This window comes from Candidatus Palauibacter scopulicola, assembly GCF_947581915.1.
In the GTDB taxonomy this organism is placed as follows: domain Bacteria; phylum Gemmatimonadota; class Gemmatimonadetes; order Palauibacterales; family Palauibacteraceae; genus Palauibacter; species Palauibacter scopulicola.
The window spans coordinates 1-17,109 of sequence record NZ_CANPWG010000038.1; the positions used below are offsets into that span (position 1 = coordinate 1).

16 protein-coding genes are annotated in these 17,109 nt (G+C 69.1%); 10 read left to right on the forward strand and 6 right to left on the reverse strand.

The annotated features are described in order from the left end of the window. Positions 1-33: 33 nt before the first annotated feature. Genes RN743_RS06740 through RN743_RS06765 form a run of 6 tightly spaced genes read left to right on the forward strand, consistent with a single transcriptional unit; the run spans position 34 to position 4,602 of the window. Positions 34-1,179, forward strand: a complete 1,146-nt coding sequence (locus RN743_RS06740; RefSeq protein ID WP_310777937.1) for a hypothetical protein — start codon at positions 34-36, stop codon at positions 1,177-1,179. A gap of 43 nt (positions 1,180-1,222) precedes the next feature. Further along, complete coding sequence (locus RN743_RS06745; protein ID WP_310777941.1) at positions 1,223-1,447, forward strand: hypothetical protein; 225 nt, start codon at positions 1,223-1,225, stop codon at positions 1,445-1,447. Positions 1,448-1,472: 25 nt separating this feature from the next. After that, positions 1,473-2,966, forward strand: coding sequence for a sodium:solute symporter family protein (locus RN743_RS06750; protein ID WP_310777944.1), 1,494 nt, complete (start codon positions 1,473-1,475; stop codon positions 2,964-2,966). Between the two features lie 27 nt (positions 2,967-2,993). Continuing rightward, positions 2,994-3,446, forward strand: a complete 453-nt coding sequence (locus RN743_RS06755; RefSeq protein ID WP_310777946.1) for a hypothetical protein — start codon at positions 2,994-2,996, stop codon at positions 3,444-3,446. Positions 3,447-3,462: 16 nt separating this feature from the next. Next, positions 3,463-4,128, forward strand: a complete 666-nt coding sequence (locus RN743_RS06760; protein WP_310777949.1) for a zf-TFIIB domain-containing protein — start codon at positions 3,463-3,465, stop codon at positions 4,126-4,128. 45 nt (positions 4,129-4,173) lie between these two features. Beyond that, on the forward strand, positions 4,174-4,602 hold the full coding sequence (locus tag RN743_RS06765) for a hypothetical protein (RefSeq protein WP_310777952.1): 429 nt from the start codon (positions 4,174-4,176) through the stop codon (positions 4,600-4,602). Between the two features lie 12 nt (positions 4,603-4,614). Here the strand turns inward: RN743_RS06765 and RN743_RS06770 are convergent, their stop codons facing one another. The 4 genes from RN743_RS06770 to RN743_RS06785 all read right to left on the reverse strand — a co-directional run bounded on the left by RN743_RS06770 (position 4,615) and on the right by RN743_RS06785 (position 9,855). After that, entirely contained in the window at positions 4,615-6,792 is a 2,178-nt protein-coding gene (locus tag RN743_RS06770; protein WP_310777955.1) for a PQQ-dependent dehydrogenase, methanol/ethanol family, read from the reverse strand. A 7-nt stretch (positions 6,793-6,799) separates the two neighbouring features. Next, entirely contained in the window at positions 6,800-9,022 is a 2,223-nt protein-coding gene (locus tag RN743_RS06775) for a TonB-dependent receptor (protein WP_310777958.1), read from the reverse strand. Continuing rightward, on the reverse strand, positions 9,007-9,471 hold the full coding sequence (locus RN743_RS06780) for a hypothetical protein (RefSeq protein ID WP_310777961.1): 465 nt from the start codon (positions 9,469-9,471) through the stop codon (positions 9,007-9,009). The genes RN743_RS06775 and RN743_RS06780 overlap by 16 nt, the downstream gene beginning before the upstream one ends. A gap of 96 nt (positions 9,472-9,567) precedes the next feature. Further along, positions 9,568-9,855 (reverse strand): DUF4342 domain-containing protein, encoded by a 288-nt coding sequence (locus tag RN743_RS06785; protein ID WP_310777964.1) that lies wholly within the window; start codon positions 9,853-9,855, stop codon positions 9,568-9,570. Between the two features lie 142 nt (positions 9,856-9,997). Between RN743_RS06785 and RN743_RS06790 the strand changes: the two genes are divergently transcribed. The 4 genes from RN743_RS06790 to RN743_RS06805 all read left to right on the forward strand — a co-directional run bounded on the left by RN743_RS06790 (position 9,998) and on the right by RN743_RS06805 (position 15,416). Further along, a complete protein-coding gene (locus RN743_RS06790) occupies positions 9,998-10,963 on the forward strand; it encodes a hypothetical protein (RefSeq protein WP_310777967.1) in 966 nt (321 codons plus the stop codon). A 189-nt stretch (positions 10,964-11,152) separates the two neighbouring features. Continuing rightward, on the forward strand, positions 11,153-13,849 hold the full coding sequence (locus RN743_RS06795; RefSeq protein ID WP_310777970.1) for a DUF5916 domain-containing protein: 2,697 nt from the start codon (positions 11,153-11,155) through the stop codon (positions 13,847-13,849). Between the two features lie 111 nt (positions 13,850-13,960). Then, positions 13,961-14,197: a hypothetical protein gene (locus tag RN743_RS06800; protein ID WP_310777972.1), complete on the forward strand. Its 237-nt coding sequence runs from the start codon at positions 13,961-13,963 to the stop codon at positions 14,195-14,197. A 19-nt stretch (positions 14,198-14,216) separates the two neighbouring features. Continuing rightward, on the forward strand, positions 14,217-15,416 hold the full coding sequence (locus RN743_RS06805) for a hypothetical protein (protein ID WP_310777974.1): 1,200 nt from the start codon (positions 14,217-14,219) through the stop codon (positions 15,414-15,416). Here RN743_RS06805 and RN743_RS06810 read toward each other — a convergent pair. Further along, positions 15,413-16,630 carry a DUF3179 domain-containing (seleno)protein gene (locus RN743_RS06810; RefSeq protein WP_310777976.1) on the reverse strand — a complete coding sequence of 406 codons (1,218 nt, stop codon included), beginning with the start codon at positions 16,628-16,630 and terminating at the stop codon, positions 15,413-15,415. The two genes, RN743_RS06805 and RN743_RS06810, sit on opposite strands and share 4 nt — an antisense overlap. 327 nt (positions 16,631-16,957) lie before the next feature. Continuing rightward, entirely contained in the window at positions 16,958-17,104 is a 147-nt protein-coding gene (locus tag RN743_RS06815; protein WP_310777980.1) for a hypothetical protein, read from the reverse strand. Positions 17,105-17,109: the final 5 nt, after the last annotated feature.

Consider the following 17,109-nt stretch of genomic DNA (forward strand, 5'->3'; position numbering starts at 1 on the left):
GCAACGCGTGACGGGCGCGGAAGAAGTCAGGCGATGACGCCGCGCCGGAACCTTGTCCTCGCGATCGCCATCGCGGCCCTGACGTGTGTCGGGGTCGGCATCCACTGGACGGTGACGTCCTGGCCGACGCGGCCCCCGACGCTGCCTCCGCCGCCGCTCCCCACGCGGCCGCCGCAGCTTCCCGCGGGTGCTTCCGCCCAGGAGTTGCTGGCCACCGCCATGCAGGTGCAGAGCGACAACGAGTCGATGCTCTTCGCCCTCCCGGGCGTGGTCGGCGTGGGGATCGGCTTTACGGACGCGGGCTCACCGACGATCAAGGTCTTCGTCGACCCCGCCGCCTCCCCGGTATCCCGTGGCCTCCAGGGCATCCCGGAGGCGCTGGGTCTCTTCCCCGTCACCGTCGAGCCGGCCGGCCCGTTCCGCGTGCTGCCGCCGGAGCCCGACGCCCCGGTTTCGGCGGACGAAGGGCCGGTGCCCACGGGGCGCTTCGACCGGCCGGTGCCCATGGGCGTGTCCACGGGGCACACCCGCTCCACGGCGGGCACGATCGGCGCCGTCGTGACCGATGGCGAGCGCCGGTACGCCCTCAGCAACTGGCATGTGTTCGTGCCGGGCGGCGAGGGACAGGTGGGCGACGTGCTCCTGCAGCCGGGACCTGTCGATGGCGGCTCGGATCCGGGAGACGCGATCGGCACGCTGACGGCGTTCGAGCCGGTGGTCCTGTCGCCGTTCGCCACGAACCGGATCGATGCGGCGATCGCGCGCACGGACGAGGTGCTGCCGGAGACGCCGGTGGGGGGGTATGGGTCGCCGCGCAGCTCGACGATGGCGGCGAAGCCGGGGCTGCAGGTCCAGAAGTACGGGCGGACGACGCGCCTCACAGTCGGGGAGGTGGAGGCGGTCAACGCGTCGATCAACGTGACCTACGGGTCGGCCGGGTCGCAGGTGGGCCGCTTTGTCGGTCAGATCATGGTGTGCTGCAACTTCAGCAAGGGCGGCGATTCCGGTTCCCTGATCGTGGCGCGCGACCTGGACCGCGACGGTAACGCGGGCCCGGACGACCGCAAACCGGTCGCCCTGCTCTTCGCCGGCGACGGCCGGCTCACGATCGCGAACCCGATCGACCTCGTGCTCGACCGCTTCGACGTGACGATCGTCGGCGAGGACGCCGGCCGCTGACGCCTGCTGGCCGCTGGCGCCCGGGGACGGCTAGCTTGACGTCATGACACGCTTCCGGTCGCACTTCCTGCCGCGCACGCCGACGGGCCGCCGGCTCGTCATCCTCTTCCTGGTTCTGTTCGCGTTCACGCAGCCGCCGCTCGTGTACTGGATCGGCAACCGCGTCGAGCCGTGGATCGGCGGCCTGCCCTTCCTCTACGTGTACCTGCTCGTCGTTTATGTCCTCCTCATCGGCGTACTGATCCGGGTGCAGAGGCGGGGGCTCTGATGCGCCTGCTGAGGCGGGGGCTCTGATGGAGCCGTGGGTCGTTGCGACGGGTCTCATCTTCGTTTACCTGGTGGCGACGATCGTGCTGGGGGCGATCGCGAACCGGCGCATGTCCGTGGACCTGGAGGACTTTCTCCTCTACGGACGCAAGGCCGGGTTCATCGTCCTCTATCTCACCGTCGTCGCCACCTACCATTCAGCGTTCGCCTTCCTCGGTTCGGGCGGGTTCTTCTACACGCACGGGATCGGGTTCTGGGCGGCGGGCGCGTGGACCGTGCTCGTCGGCGCGATCACTTACGTGCTCGGGAGCCGGATCTGGGCGCTGGGGAAGACGTTCGGCTACATCACGCCGGCCGACCTGCTGGCGGACTTCTACGAGTCGGATGCGGTGCGGGTGGTGGCGGCGATCGTCTCCGTCCTGTTCACGATCCTCTACATCCAGGTCCAGGCGGTGGGGCTGGGCTACATCCTCTCGGTCGCGTCCGGGGACCGGATCTCGTTCGAACTGGGGACGCTGATCCTGCTCGTGGTCGCCGCGGGCTACCTCATCGCGGGGGGTCTGCGGGCGGTCTACTGGACGGACGTGATCCAGGGCGTGTGGATGTACGTCGCCGTGTGGGCGGGCGCGCTCGTGCTCGCCTTCGAACTGTTCGGCGGACCGCTCGAGCTGTGGAGGCAGGTGGCGGCGGAGCGACCCGACCTGCTGACGCTTCCGGGGCCGGAGGGGTTCTTCACGCCGGGGATGTGGTTCGGGATGATCGTCGTGCTTTCGTTCGGGATCGTTTTCCAGCCGCACCTCTTCATCCGCTACTACACCGCGGTCTCGGCTCGCACGATCAAGCTGCTGGGCGCGACGACGCCGATCTATCTCATGACGCTCTACATCCCGGCGGCGCTCGTGGGCCTTGGCGGCGCGCTGGTGATGCCGGACATCGCGATTCCGGACCGGATCTTCCCCGAGATGCTCTTCGCGTACGCCCCGGCCTGGCTCACGGGCGCGATTCTGGCCGGCGCGACGGCGGCGGCGATGTCGACGCTCGACTCGATGTTGCACGCGAACATGACGGTACTGACACGCGATGTGTATCAGCGCTACATCCGCACCGGCGCGAGCCAGAATCACTACATCCTCATCGGCCGGCTCATCGTCGTGGCCCTGCTCGCCGTCGGCTACTTCCTGTCCGTGAGCACGTTCGATTTCCTCGTGCAGCTCGTGGCCCTCTCGGGTTCCGGGGCTCTGCAGCTGATGCCGGCCGTCCTCGGGGTCTGCTTCCCCGGCCGGCACCTGACGACGAAGGCCGGGGTCATCGCGGGCATCGGGGCGGGGCTCGCGACGCTCTGCGTCACGCTCATCATCTTCCCCCATCCCCTGGGCCTGCACGGCGGGGTGTGGGGACTGCTGGTGAACTTCGTCGTGACCTTCGTGGTGAGCCGGTTCACGCTCCCGCCGAGCGACGTGACCGTTTCGCGGATCCACGGCGCGGTCGAACGCTTCGTGTACGAGGGCGACCCCGCGTGAGCGCGGTCGCGGCTGGAGTCTGACACCGTGGGCAGGCTCCTGGGAGGCGTCGCTCTCCTGACGCTGGCGCTGTTCGTGGTCTGGGGGGCCGTTCGCTCGGGCGCGGACCCGCTCGCCCTGAGGACGCTCGTGGCACTTTTCATCGCGGCCGGACTGCCCGCGGCGGGCGGCGGCCTGCTCCTGGCGCGCCACTTCGGGGTCGGACGCCGCATCGAACACCGGCGGGACCAACTCCGCCGCGACACCCTCGAGGCCGAAGTCCTGAAGATGGCGGGCCGCCACGGCGGGCGGCTGACGGCGGTCGAGGTCGCCGGGGAACTGGCGGTACCGACGACGACGGCCGAGGAAATCCTGAACGAGCTGATGGCGCGGGAGATGGCCGAGATCGAGATCACGGACTCCGGCCTCCTCGTGTACGACTTCCACGACGTGCGGCGGCTCTCCGAGAAGGAGTCCGCGCGGGGGCTGCTGGAATCGTGAGGACGGCGGCGCAACCGTGATCGAGACGCGCTGGCCGTGCCCCGTATGTCTCGGGACCACGATGGAGAAGACGTCTCTCGAGGCCGGGGCCGGAGACGCCGCCGGTCCGCTGACGCTCGACCATTGCGCCCGTTGCGGCGGCATGTGGTTCGAGTTGGGGGAGGTGCAGCGCCTCCGTTCCGAGCGGCCCGAGTCGCTGTGGGCGCGGATTCCGGCGCGGGAGGAGCGGCACCGGGCCCAGTGTCACGCGTGCCGCGCGTTCGTGGACCGCGACGTGCCGAAGTGCGCTGCGTGCGGGGCCAAGACCCGCCTGAACTGTCCCGCCTGCGACACCCGGATGCTGCAGGTCCGCCAATCCTCGCTCACGCTCGATGTGTGCAAGCGGTGCAAGGGCGTGTGGTTCGACCACCACGAACTCGAGGCGATCTGGGAGTTGGAACGGGACCGGCTCGTCGCGCGGGGACGCGAAGGGGCCGTCGCGCGCACCGCGGACACCGGCGCGGACGTACTGTTCGAGACGCTCTTCTGGGCGCCGGACCTCGTCTTCGTGGGGGCGCACGTCGCCGGCCACGCCGCGGCGGCCGCTGCGGAAGCGGCCCCGGCGGCGCTCGACGCCGTGGGAGATGCGGCCGCGAGCGTGTTCGAGGCGATCCTCGAGATCGTGGGCGGCATCTTCGGCTGACGCTCCGACCGCGGGCTGTTTCTTTTTCTACTGGAGAACCGACGAATGGAAATCGTGCTGGCCACACTCGCCGACGCCGCCAACACCTCGAGCGACGGCAAGCTCAACCTCATGGGCCTCTTCGACACACTCTTCGCCGGCGCCATGCCGGTGACCCACCCCTCCATGCAGCTCGTCCTCAGGATCCGGGCCGAGCCTTCAGAGACCGACCGGGAGCACGAACTCGAAATCCGGTGCATGGACGAGGACGGACAGGAACTGTTCAAGGTGACGGGCGGGTTCTCGGTCCAGGCCCCGCCGGGGAAGGCGGCCACCTTCAATCACGTCGTCGGCATCAACAACCTGACGCTTCAGAAGTACGGCGGGTACACGTTCCCGATCTTCATCAACCGGGACCTGAAGCGGACGGTGGAACTCGACGTGATGAAGGCGGAGGGACCCGCCGGTCCGCCGGGGACTGAGGGGGGGAACTGAGGGGCCGAGGGGTCAGCGGCCGTCCGGGGCGGGATCGGCGGCCGACTCCGCCTCCCACAGGCGCCGCTGCTCGCTCGTAAGGTAGTGCCGGATCGCGGTCGCGTCCTCCAGCGAGAGAAGGTCGCCGAAGCCGGCCATGCCGTTCGCGGCGAGCGCGCCGCCGAGCACCACGGCATCGAAGCTCTCCCAGGCGCCGCCATCCATGCGCCGCAGATCGGGATAGGCGGAGAGGTGCTCGTCCGAGGCCCGGTGACAGATGCCGCAGTGGACCCCGAAGAGTTCCGCCCCGCGCCGGACCCTGGCCGCGTCGAGCGCGAGATCGGGCGGTTCCGGCGTCGTCGGCACGACCTGCGCGGGCGGTAGCGGCACATCCCCGCCGTCGAGCCTGAAGACGAGCAGCCGCCCGGCGCTGTCGTAGTCGTACGCCGCCGAGCCGAGCGGATAGGCGGCGCCCCGCGGCCCGCCGTAGCCCGCCATGACCGCGATGTACTGCACGCCGCCGACCTCGTACGTCATGGGCCCCGCCATCACGCCGGTGCCGAGATGGATGCTGTGGATGCGGGCGCCGGTGTCGGCCTGATGAAAGTCGAGCGTGCCCGCCGCCGTCCCCTGGATCACGAGGTTTCCGCCCGTCACGAGCGTGCCCCCGTTCCACATGCTGCCGCGCGGAACCCGCCACAGCTCGCGCCCCGCGACAGGGTCCCACGCGAGGAGAAACTCGTTGGGGCCGATGTCGGGGAGACCCTCGGCAAGGTGCGCGTACTCCTCGGGGAACGGAGGCCAGGAGGCCGCGAAGCCTTCGTAGGCGACCTCCGGCCGGTGGTCGAACGCATCCAGCGAACGCCACAGCATGGCCTGTTCGCGGGCGGGGATGTAGGCGATGCCCGTCTCGGGATTGAAGGACATCGGCTGCCAGTTGTGGCCGCCGGCGGAGGAGGGGAAGACGACGCGCGGTTCGTCGCGATAATCCGCGGCGGGGTTCGGGATCGGCCGGCCCGTCTCGAGATCGATCCCCTGCGCCCAGGTGACGGTCACGAAGTTCTCGGCCCGCAGGAGTTCGCCCGTGGCGCGGTCGAGCACGTAGAAGAAACCGTTCTTGGGGGCCTGGAGGAGGACATCCCGCGGACGGCCGTCGATCGCGACGGTGGCCAGGATGAGGTTCTGCGTCGCGGTGTAGTCCCAGATCTCGCCGGGCACGGTCTGGTAGTGCCAGACGAGGCGACCCGTCTTGGGGTCGATGGCGAGGATGGAGACGAGGTAGAGGTTGTCGCCCCCCGACGGGCTCCGGTGCCAGATCGGGTACGGGTAGGCGTTCCCCGTGCCCACGTAGAGAAGGTCGAGCCCGGGGTCGTACGCCATCTCGCCCCACACGGTGCCCCCGAGCCCGCCCTCCCAGGCCGAGTCCGGGTCCCACGTGGCGGCGGCCGCCTCCATCTCCGGGTGCTCGAAGCCGTCGTCCGGATCGCCCGGAACGGTGAAGAAGCGCCACGCCTCATCGCCGGTCTCGAGGTCGTAGGCCGTGATGTACCCGCGCACGCCGAAGTCGCCGCCCGCGTTGCCCAGGACGACGACGTCGCCGGCGATCTGCGGCGATCCGGTGCTCGTGTAGGAGAGGGACCGGTCGATGAACGTGTCGACGCGCCACACCTCCTCGCCCGTCGCCGCGTCGAGCGCCACCAGCCAGCCGTCGAAGGTGCCGATGTAGACGCGCCCCTCCCACACCTCGAGTCCGCGGTTGACGGGGCCGCAGCACCCCTTTCGCGTGGTGCTCGGGTCAACCTGAGGGTCGTAGCGCCAGATCTCCTCGCCCGTCGCCGCGTCGAGCGCCGCAACGCTTCCCCACGGGCCCGGCGAGTACATCACGCCGTCGACGACCACGGGAGTGGCCTCGAGCCCCCAGTGCACGGAGCCGACGTGGGACCGCCACGGGTACTCCCACGCGAGGCCCACGGCGGCCGCGTTCATGACGTGAATGCGCCCGAGCGGCGAATACCGCGTTTCCCCGAAATCCCGGCCGGAGGTCAGCCACTCCGCCGGGACCGTGTCCGTCGCGAGCAGGCGGTCCCGGGTGACGTCGCCGGCCGCGTCGCGGGGCGACGGTTCGCAGCCCACCAGCCCGCACGCCGCCAGTACGCCGACCGCGAAGAGTGCCCTGACCGGCGCGCCGGCGCCCGGATTGCCGCGAGCCACCGGTTTGCTAGAAACGCGGAGTTACGGTGAGGCGGAAGCTGCGGGTGGGTCCGGGACTCCGTTCCTGCACGTCCACGTAGGTCTTCTGGAACAGGTTCTCGATCTTCGCCTGCACGCGGGTCCCCAGGATCCGGGTGCGCACGCGCAGGTCGACGAGGTTGATGGCGCTGCGCTCGTCGAGCGGGAAGGCGAGCACCTGCTCCACCCGGCTACGGTGCCGGAAATCGACGGCGACCGCGCCCCTCCACCCGGTGGCCGTGGCCGTGAAGTTGTGGCGCGAACGATAGGGGAGCGCGCGCCCGGTCCGGTCATCCCTCGTGTCGAGGAAGGTGTAGTTCGCGTTGAGGTCCAGACGGGTCGGGATCACGCCGATTCGCAGACCCGCGTCGACGCCCCGCACCATGGCTTCGGCGACGTTGCGGAACTGAAACACGAACACGTTGTTGGGCGCCGGCGAAGGTTCGATGAGGTCCGTGTAGTCGCTCCAGAACAAGCCCGCATCGAGCCATACGCGATCAGTGAGGGTCACGGTCGCCCCGACCTCTCTGGCCCATGCGGATTCCCCCCGCAGCTCGAGATTGGGGATGACGCGAAAGCCGAACTGGGTCGTCGACGTGAACTGCTCGGACACGCTCGGCGCCCGGTATCCGCGGCTGAGGGACCCCCGAAGGCTCAGCCGGTCGCTCGCCTCGTAGACGATCCCGAGTTTCGGATTGACGAACCGGTCCTCCATCGCCGACGTGGCCTTGTGGTAGTCGACGCGCAGGCCCAACGAGCCGCGAACCCGGTCCGAGAACGTGATCTCGTCCTGCGCGAACAGCGCGAGGTCCGTCACATCGGGCGACGGCTCCAGGAAGTTCGAGGTCACGCCGGTGAAGGCGCCTTCCGCCCCGATCGTCAGCGAATGCGACCGGTTGGGGAAGTACGACCACTGCACGTCGGTGCCGACCCGCGTCGAGCGGTGAAAGTCCTCGTTGTCGTGGAAATGGTTCTGGTTGCGCGCGTGGTAGACGTGCGGCCGCAGCTGCAGGCGCTGCTTCGGCGTGACGATCGGATTGGCCGTCACGCCCAGGACGACGTCGTCCGAGCGAATCCAGTCTCCGAGTTCGGCCGGGTCGACCTCCAGCGGCCGGTCCGGCGACAGCCAGGTGAAGAACTCCTCCTCTTCCTTTCGCGTCCAGTTGACGAAGATCTCCCAGGGATTGGAGGATTCCGCCGGGAAGACGGTCTTGAGCCGCATCCGCCAGCGTTCGAGCGCGCCGTTCTGCCGGAACCCGTCCGATTCCTCCCGGGCCAGGTAGAGGGTGGTACCGATGTCGCCGATGCGGCGTGAGTGCTGCAGGGCGATCCCTTCCCTGCTCAGGCGCTCGTCCGTGAACGAGTGCCGGGACGGCGTATCGAAGAGCCCCACGTAGCCGCGGACGATGGTCTCGGGCTCCGCCGGCGGGCGTTTCGTGATCACGTTCACGACGCCGCCCAGCGCGTTCGTCCCCCACAGCGTGGAATGAGGACCCTTCACGATCTCGATCTGGTCCACGTCCAGCACGGGCAGGCCGCTGAAATCGATGGACGCCCCCACGCCGGAGAGCACCCGGTGGCCATCGAGGAGCATGAGAACCCGGCTGCCGACGCCCCGCGCCAGGCCGGTAGCGCCCCGGATGTCCATCTGGCCGGAATTGAAGATCACGCCCTGCGCGAACGGAAGCGCCTCGTCGAGGGTCACGGCGTCGCGGTTGCCGAGTTCGTCGCCGCTCATCACGGCGACGCTCACGGGAGCCTCGCCGGTCCGGACGGCGGAGCGGCTCGCCGTCACGGTCAACTCGGGAACGTCGAACAGCCGGCGCTCGAGCAGGATGTCGAGGTCGCCCGACCGACCGGGCCGAAGTTCGCGTTCGGCGACGCGAAAGCCGTCCGCCACGACGACGAGGGTGAAGGTCCCGTTGGCGGGGGAGGCGATCCCGAAGCCGCCATCGGGCCGCGTCGTCGCGCTCAGCGGGGTGTCGCGGATAAGCACGGTGGCCCCGGCGAGCGGTGCGCCCGTCTCCGCATCGAGGACGCGGCCGCGGACGATGGCGTCCTGGGCCTGGGCGGCGAGCGGTGCGCTCGCGTAGAAGGAGGCGAGCGCCGCCCGCGCGTAGAAGGAGGCGAGCACCGCGCGCATGTAGAAGAAGACGAGCGCGGCGCCTGCCGTGAGACTTCGTCGAATCCCGCCCGCTACTGCCGCTGCCAAACTGTAGTCGCGGCGGCCGCCGGAGGCTCCGTCACGATGACGGAGAGAACGTTCCCCGCCAGCGTGTACGTGCCGATGTTCTGCTGCTCCTGCCCCGCAAACTCCCAGCTCCCGTCCGTCCGTAGCGTAAACGTCCCCTGGTCCGCGATTTCCGTTACCTCGCCGTTCAGCGGGTTCGTCACCGTGAGGGACATGGACATCGTGCCGGTTGCCGTCTCGCCCGATGCGGGGTTCTGCGACAGCATGGCTGTTCCGACCGCGATCGGCGGTCCGATCGTCGCCCCCCCAGTGATCGCGCCGGACAGGGATACGAGACTATAGGTCCCCGAGACGTCGGGGGGCCCGGCGGGGGCAGGCGGCTCCGGGTCCATCGTGTCGCCGCCGCCGCAGCCCGCGACAAGGGTCACGACGACCAGCGACACGCACAATCTCAGTAAGCGCTTCTTCATGAAACCTCCGTCAGTTCTGGATCAGGCGCCCCTGCGAAGACGCCGCTTCCTTCAAGATAGCCGTCCGGTTCGGAGTTGCCGAGACCACCGCTCCGTCTATCCGCCGTCCTCGCCATTGGTGGGCACCGGCGCGGAACTCGCTTCTCCCTCGCGCTCTTCGCGCTCCACGACGATCGAGCAGTTCGTGACGAGCGCGGCGATGGCGCCGATCGCCGCCCAGGCGGGCAGCATCAACGTCCCCACGACGCCGATGGAGAGCGGAACCTCGATGAGTTCCTTTCCGTCCTCGTTCCGGATCGAGATGCGGCGAACGTTCCCCTCCCGGATGATCTCCTTGATCTTCCGGACGAGGTTCTCGCCCGGCACCCTGTGTTCCTCGGTCATGTCCACCTCCCTTGCGGCGCCGCCGCGAGTCCGGCTTGATGGTGGGGCCCGGCCTGATGCCGGATCCCTGGCAGTCCGTCGTACGCTCGCGATCCGGTCCGGGTTTTGCGAGCCGCGCGGAAACCCTCTCGCGAGGAAAACGATGAAACGCTATCGAATGGAACTCCGAACCCTCGTGCTCGCGCTCGCCCTTGCGGCCTGCGGGGAGGCGGCGGACGACGGCGAAGCCCCCGCCGCCGGGGCCGGACTCCCGGAGGGGGCGGAGGCGATCTCCCTCCTCGGCGAACCTCTCTATCCGTCCCCCGCTTCGGCGCAGCAGGCGCAGGACATCGAAGTGGCGCGTGCGGACTACGACGCGGATCCGGATGATGCGGACGCGATCATCTGGCTCGGCCGGCGCGTCGGGTACACGGGAGCCTATCGCGACGCGATCGAGATTTTCTCGGAGGGGATCGGGAAGCACCCGGACGACGCACGCATGTACCGTCATCGGGGACACCGCTGGATCAGCGTCCGGGAGTTCGACCGCGCCATCGAGGACCTGTCTCACGCCGCCGGCCTCGTGCGGGGCGAGGAGGACGAGGTCGAGCCGGACGGCCAGCCCAACGCCCGCGGCATCCCGACGAGCACGCTGCAGTCGAACATCCACTACCACTTGGCGCTGGCCCGTTACCTGCAGGGCGACTTCGAGGGCGCGCTTCCGTCCTACGAGGCCTACATGGCCGTGACGACGAACCCGGACCAGCTCGTGGCCATCTCGCACTGGTGGTACATGGCGCTCCGCCGTCTGGGCCGCGACGCGGAGGCGGCGGCCGTCCTCGAACCGGTGACGGCGGATCTCGATGTCATCGAGAACACCAGCTATCACCGGCTCCTCCTCATGTACAAGGGGGAACTCGACGCCGACGAGCTGTGGGATCCCGAGAGCGGAGATCCGGCGGGCGTGGCGGTCGCCTACGGGGTCGCGACCTGGCACCTCTACAACGGCCGCGAGGCGCAGGCGGCGGAGATGTACCGCCGCATCCTCGAGGGTTCCGGCTGGGCGGGGTTCGGCTACATCGCGTCCGAGGCGGAGATCGCCCGCCTGGAGGCCGACGCCGGCGGCTGACCCGCTGCAACTTTTTTTCAACCAGCCTCGTTCCCGGAAAGAACGCGACGGGCCACGACGAACCGCAACCTTTCGGCGGCTCGACACGTCCTACTTCGCAAGGTGAGCAGCCCGTGGCAGCAGGGTTGACCACGGGCCGCCGGGGTTCGGCTGACTTAAGGAAGGTTTACGTTGGGGTTTTCCTCGTTCTTGATAGATTCCGCCGGTCCGGTGCGCCGGCTGGCGGCGTTCGGGTTGCTGATGGGCCTGGCCGCGCCGCTCGCGGCGCAGGATTCCGCGACCGGCGGCGAGACATCCGCGCGGGGCGCCGCGGCGCCCGTGTTGCAGGCGATCCGGGCCACGGAGCCGCCGCAGATCGACGGACGGCTGGATGAACCCGCCTGGAGCGGGGCCCCGACTGCCCGCGACTTCGTGCAGTTCCGGCCCGACCCGGGCGAGCCCGCCAGCGAGCGCACCGAGGTCCGCATCCTCTACACGGACGACGCCGTCTACGTCGGCGCGCGGATGTACGACAGCGACCCCGCCGGGATCATCCGCCGGCTCGCCCGCCGCGACGAGCAGGTGACGACGGACATCTTTCACGTCGCGTTCGACAGCTACTTCGATCGCCGCACCGCGTTCCGTTTCGCCGTCAGCGTGGCGGGCGTCCAGAGCGACGGGCTGCTGTTCTCCGACACGCAGGCGGACGACGATTGGGACGCGGTGTGGGAAAGCGCGACGCGCACGGACGAGACCGGCTGGACCGCCGAAATGCGGATCCCTCTCTCGCAGCTCCGGTTCGCCGGATCCTCCGAGGACGGCGCCGGAAGCACGTGGGGCATCAACTTCCGGCGGGAGATCGCCCGCCTGGAGGAGGCGAGCGTGTGGTCGCCCCTGCCCGAGGACGGCTCGCGGCTCGTCTCCGCGTTCGGCACGCTGCGCGACCTTCGGGACCTCCGGCCGCGCCGCAATCTCGAGGTACGGCCCTACGTCCTCTCTTCGGCGACGCGGGCGCCCGGCACCGCCGCCGATCCCTTCTACACCGCCACTGCCCTGCGTCAGACGGTGGGAGGCGATCTGAAGTACGGAATCACGGAGAACCTCACGCTCGACGTCACCGTCAACCCCGACTTCGGTCAGGTCGAAGCGGATCCGTCCGTCGTGAACCTCTCGGCGTTCGAGACGTTCTTTCCCGAGAAGCGGCCGTTCTTCCAGGAGGGATCCGACATCTTCGGCTTTTCCGTCGGCCCGGGCGACGACCAGAACAACGAATCGCTCTTCTACAGCCGCCGCATCGGGCGGGCGCCCCAGGGGTCCGTGACGGGCCCGGCCGACTACCGCGACGTGCCGGCGGCGACGAGCATACTCGGCGCGGCGAAGCTGTCCGGAAAGACGGCGAACGGGTGGTCCATCGGCTTCCTCGACGCGCTCACCTCGAGCGAGATGGCGCAGTTCTCCACCCCGGGGGGGACGCTGGGCGAGCAGGTGGTCGAACCGGTGACGAACTACGCGGTGGGGCGGATCATCCGGGACTTCCGCGACGGGGAGAGCGCGGTCGGCCTCATCGCCACGGCCACGAACCGGCGCCTGGACTCCGGGGGGGCGCTCTCCTTCCTGGCGGACCAGGCGTACACGGGAGGGGTCGACTTCCGGCATCGGTTTGCCAACGGCAACTACGAGATCAGCGGCCATCTGATCGGGAGCACGGTGAGCGGGAGTCCGGAGGCGATCGAGCGCATCCAGCGTTCCTCCGTCCACTACTTCCAGAGCCCGGACTCCAGGCACGGACTGGACCCCACCCGCACGCGTCTCTCGGGCAGCACGTCGACGGTCAGTTTCTCCAAGGTGGGAGGCGGCAACTGGCGTTACGGACTGTTCGGTGAGAACCGGTCGCCCGGCTTCGAGGCGAACGACCTCGGATTCCAGCAGAACTCGGACTACCGGGTCGGAGCGATCTGGGTGAACTACGAGCAGTTCCGGCCGCAGGGGCCGTTTCGGAACTGGGGAGTGAACGCGGCCACGTGGTCCGGCTGGACGTTCCGCGGCGAACGGCAGTTCACGGGCGGCAACGTGAACGGGAACTTCCAGCTCAAGAACTTCTGGCGCGGCTTCGCCGGGTTCAACCAGGAGTGGGCGGGACTCGCCACCACGGCGCTGCGCGGGGGTCCCACGCTCTACCAGCCGAGCCAGTGGAGCAGTTGGGGCGGGATGTTCACGGATTCCCGCAAGCCCGTTCAGCTCGGGGCCGTCTTCAACGCCGGAGGAGAGTACCACACCGCGACCGGCCGCTTCGGCCTGTCGCCGAACATCAGGCTCCAGCCATCGAGCCGCCTCCAGCTCAACATCGGTCCCAGCCTGCAGTGGAACGAGCAGGCGTGGCAGTTCGTCTCGCGACCGAGCGCGCCCGACGGAACACACTACGTGTTCGCGCGCCTCAGCCAGCAGACGGTCTCGATCACGACGCGCCTGAACTACACGTTCAGCCCGGACCTTTCGCTTCAGTTCTACGCCCAGCCTTTCGTGAGCGCGGGGAGCTACGACCGTTTCATGGAGGTCGATGATCCACGGGCGTCCGATTTCTCGGACCGCTTCCGAACGTACGGCGAGAACGAGATCCGGCGGTTGGAGGCGAACGGCTTCGGGCTCTACCAGGTCGACGCCAACCGGGACGGGAGGGCGGATTTCGGCTTCGCGGATCCCGATTTCAACGTGAAGTCCTTCCGCTCCAACCTCGTCCTGCGCTGGCAGTATCGGCCCGGATCGACCGTGTTCCTCGTCTGGAGCCGAGACCAGCAGTCGTTCCGCAACGACGGTTCGTTCCGCCTCGGCGAGGATCTGACCGACCTCGCGCGGATTCCCTCCACCAATATCTTCCTCGTGAAGTTCGAGCACTGGCTCGGACTCTAGCTTCGTGGGGCGGGAGCGACGCCGTTCCCGCCACAGCCCGACGGCGGACAGCCCGTGGCGAAACTCGAACGCAGCGGGGCTTTGCACGGGCTGCCAGAGCAGCGAGAAGCGGTGACCGGTTACATCTTCGTGGCGCTTGCGGTGCTGGTGGCGGTGGTCGGCTGGCGCGTCCGGCGGCGGCTGCGCCGCGCGACCCGGAGCGGCGTGACGGACGAGATCGTGCGGCGCATCGAGACGGTGGGTCGCGTGGACGCGGAGGATGTCGAACCGGTCGATCTCGAGCTGGCGAGGGCCGAGGAGGACGAATTCTGGGCCCAGACGTGGGACGAGCCCGAAGAGAACTGGTAGGAGGACTGGCGGGGATTCGATGATGAACACGGCACGGAACTCCGGTGCGACCCGCATCGGGCTGGCGGCGATTGCGCTGGCGGCAATCACGCTGTCGGCGGCGGTCCGCGTGGGAGAGGCGCAGGAGGCGCCGCGGGTTTCATTCGGGACGGCGAGCGCGACCTTCGAGGACGGACTCGGCTCGATGCGCGGCGCGCGAGAACTCGAGGACGGGCGCGTGCTCATCGCGGACGGCTTCGGCGCCGCGGTCATCGCGTGGACGCCGGGGGGCGGCGCGGACACGCTGACGAACACGGGCCAGGGGCCGCAGGAGTATCGAACGCCGGATGGCCTCTTTCCCCTTCCGGACGGCGCGACGCTGCTCGTCGACCTCGGCAACGCCCGGCTCACCCGCATCGAGGCGGATCTCAGCTTCGGCGAGACGTGGCCCATCGCCCAGGGCGCGCCGAATACCGGGATGACGATGATGATCCCGGTGGGGACCGACCGCGAAGGCGGGATCTACTTTCAGCGGCGGCTCGACGGGATGGCGGGCACGTCGGATTCGGCGGCGGTGGCGCGCTTCGATCCGGCGACGGGCGACATCTCCGAGGTCGGACGGGTGCGGCTGGCCGCGCAGACACGGGTCGAGTCGGGGGATGCCAACAACCGCAGCGTGAACATCCGGCCGGTGCCGTTCTCGAACCAGGATGCGTGGAACGTGGCCTGGGACGGCCGGGTGGCGGTCGCGCGCGCGGACGGCTACCGGCTGGAGTGGCTGGATCGCGCGGGCGGGGTCACGCGAGGGCCCGAGATTCCCTACGAACCGGTGCGGGTGCGGCGGGCGGACCAGAATGAGTGGATCGAGGGCCTCGGGGGCGGTCTGCGCGTCGAGGCCACGGATGACGGGAGTGGGATGCGGATGTCCATGAGCCGCGCGCCTTCGGGCGCGGGCGACCTGGATCCCTCCGACTTCGAGTGGCCCGATGCGAAGCCGGTGATCCCGGCCGGGGCGGTCGCGGTCGATGCGGCGGGCCGGGCGTGGGTCCGGCGTCATGTGCCGGCGGGGGAAGCGCACCTGTACGACGTGTTCGATGGCGGCGGACAGCGCCTCGCGCAGGTGGAACTGCCCGAGGACCGGCGGCTCGTCGCCTTCGGAGCGGAAAGCGCCTACCTGGTCCACAGCGACGCACTCGGATTCGCCTGGCTCGAGAAGTACCCGCTGCCCGCGTTGCCCTAGCGGGGACGCCGCCTCACCAGATCCGGATCCGGAGGCGGCAGCGCCGCGTCGTCCGCCGGAACGAAGTCGGCGGAGCCGGTGAGGGGAATCGGGGCAACCCACACCTCCGTATCCGGCTGGAACGCCGCCCAGGCGAACCAGAACGCGTGGTACGCCTCGGGATGCGCTTCGAGGCTTTCTCCCTCCAGCGGTCCGTCCACGGCCTCGCCCGCAAAATTCCACACGCTCCCCGTCTCCACGTCCTGCCGACGACCATCGACAACCTCGAACGTGAGCGGCCGCCCGTTGGCGCGAGCGCGGTAGATCCTCGCGCTCTGAGCGGTCGAGTTCCAGAACGCCACGACAGGTTCTCCGCGCGCCACGGCGCTCGCGGCCCAAACGGACGTGTTCTGACCCTCCTGGTCCCGGGCCGCGACTTCTCTCAGGTCCGCGATGGCGAACGCGATGCCGCCGGTTCCCGACGGGACGCCGACTATCCGCTCCTTCGGCCTGCGGCGGGGATCGATCGGGGCGGAGGTCGGATAGAAGAGTGAGGCGTTGTCCGGGTCCCGATAGTTCCCGTACGGATAGAGCGTGTAGAGGAAGTCGTGCCCCGTCGCGCGCGTCGCGATCCAGGTGTCCAGAAAGACCTGGAGCCAGGCCCCGTACACCATCAACTCGTACGGCACGCGTGTCAGGCTGCTGCCGTCGCTCGGGCCGCAGGTGGCGGAGCGCGTCAGTTGCGGGTAGAGCGTCCCGGAGCCGTCGTCCATTACGAGGTTGTTGTCGAGAACGTAGTTGGATACCACGAAGTCGGGCGTATCGCTCGGTTCCGGATCGAAGACGCTGACCGACCCCGTAAGCGGCGAATAGGTGATCGTGAGTCGTTCTCCCGTCGCACTCGGGTCGGCCGGGTCGGATTCGGCCTGCAGGTTCAGAACTTCGTGGTACCAGAGGAGCTTCAGCGGGATGGCGAGGGGCTGCCCGTTGAATTCGAGCCCGATCACCATGTCGCGGCGATTGACGTAACCGACGTGGGGGGCGATGAGCCGGGTGGCGACGTCGGGATTATTGAGCGCCGGGATACTCGAGCGCTCCGCGCCGGCGTCCGTGAAGTTCGCGAGGGGGAGCGAGCAATTCGAAAACGGGGGCGGCGGGCCGAAGCTCTCTCCGGAGCACGCGACGAGCCCCACCGCGGGCAGCGCGAGGGCGATTCGGAGCGCCCGACGCCGCAAGCCGATCCGTCGGGCGACACTACACTTGGCAGCCCGTGGGAAAACCCCTGTTGGACTCATCCGGTGCCCCGCACGTGTCATCCTCCGTCGCCGTCCGACGCGAGAGCGCCCGACGGCTCTTCAGACGGAGAGACCGGCGAGGCCGCCAGCCGGCCTGGCAGCCCGTGGCAAAAGCCCCGCTGCGTTCGAGCGGCACTGCATCTCGCCTGAAACGCTCCGCTCTGCGTCGCTCCTCGGTCGCGTAGCGCTGCTATGCTCCCTCGTCGCTCCTTGTCAGGCGATCGCTTCACCGCTCTCGGCGCTGACGCGGGGTTTTTCCACGGGCTGCTAGATGAACAAGGCCTCGTTTTCGGAATCGACTCCCTGGATGTCCGCCTTCTGCGCCCGCACATCCTTCTGGCCGACCTGACGCTGCCCGACGACGATCATCGCGATACTCGCGGCGAGCGCCAGCACGATCCTCAGCTTCTTCATGGCGT

What these genes read in the sequence shown, in the direction of transcription:
- RN743_RS06815 (WP_310777980.1), bottom strand. Translation starts at nt 17,104, where the DNA reads ATGAAGAAGCTGAGGATCGTGCTGGCGCTCGCCGCGAGTATCGCGATG.
- RN743_RS06780 (WP_310777961.1), bottom strand. Translation starts at nt 9,471, where the DNA reads ATGAAGAAGCGCTTACTGAGATTGTGCGTGTCGCTGGTCGTCGTGACC.
- RN743_RS06740 (WP_310777937.1), top strand. Translation starts at nt 34, where the DNA reads ATGACGCCGCGCCGGAACCTTGTCCTCGCGATCGCCATCGCGGCCCTG.
- RN743_RS06745 (WP_310777941.1), top strand. Translation starts at nt 1,223, where the DNA reads ATGACACGCTTCCGGTCGCACTTCCTGCCGCGCACGCCGACGGGCCGC.
- RN743_RS06750 (WP_310777944.1), top strand. Translation starts at nt 1,473, where the DNA reads ATGGAGCCGTGGGTCGTTGCGACGGGTCTCATCTTCGTTTACCTGGTG.
- RN743_RS06805 (WP_310777974.1), top strand. Translation starts at nt 14,217, where the DNA reads ATGATGAACACGGCACGGAACTCCGGTGCGACCCGCATCGGGCTGGCG.
- RN743_RS06785 (WP_310777964.1), bottom strand. Translation starts at nt 9,855, where the DNA reads ATGACCGAGGAACACAGGGTGCCGGGCGAGAACCTCGTCCGGAAGATC.
- RN743_RS06765 (WP_310777952.1), top strand. Translation starts at nt 4,174, where the DNA reads ATGGAAATCGTGCTGGCCACACTCGCCGACGCCGCCAACACCTCGAGC.
- RN743_RS06790 (WP_310777967.1), top strand. Translation starts at nt 9,998, where the DNA reads ATGAAACGCTATCGAATGGAACTCCGAACCCTCGTGCTCGCGCTCGCC.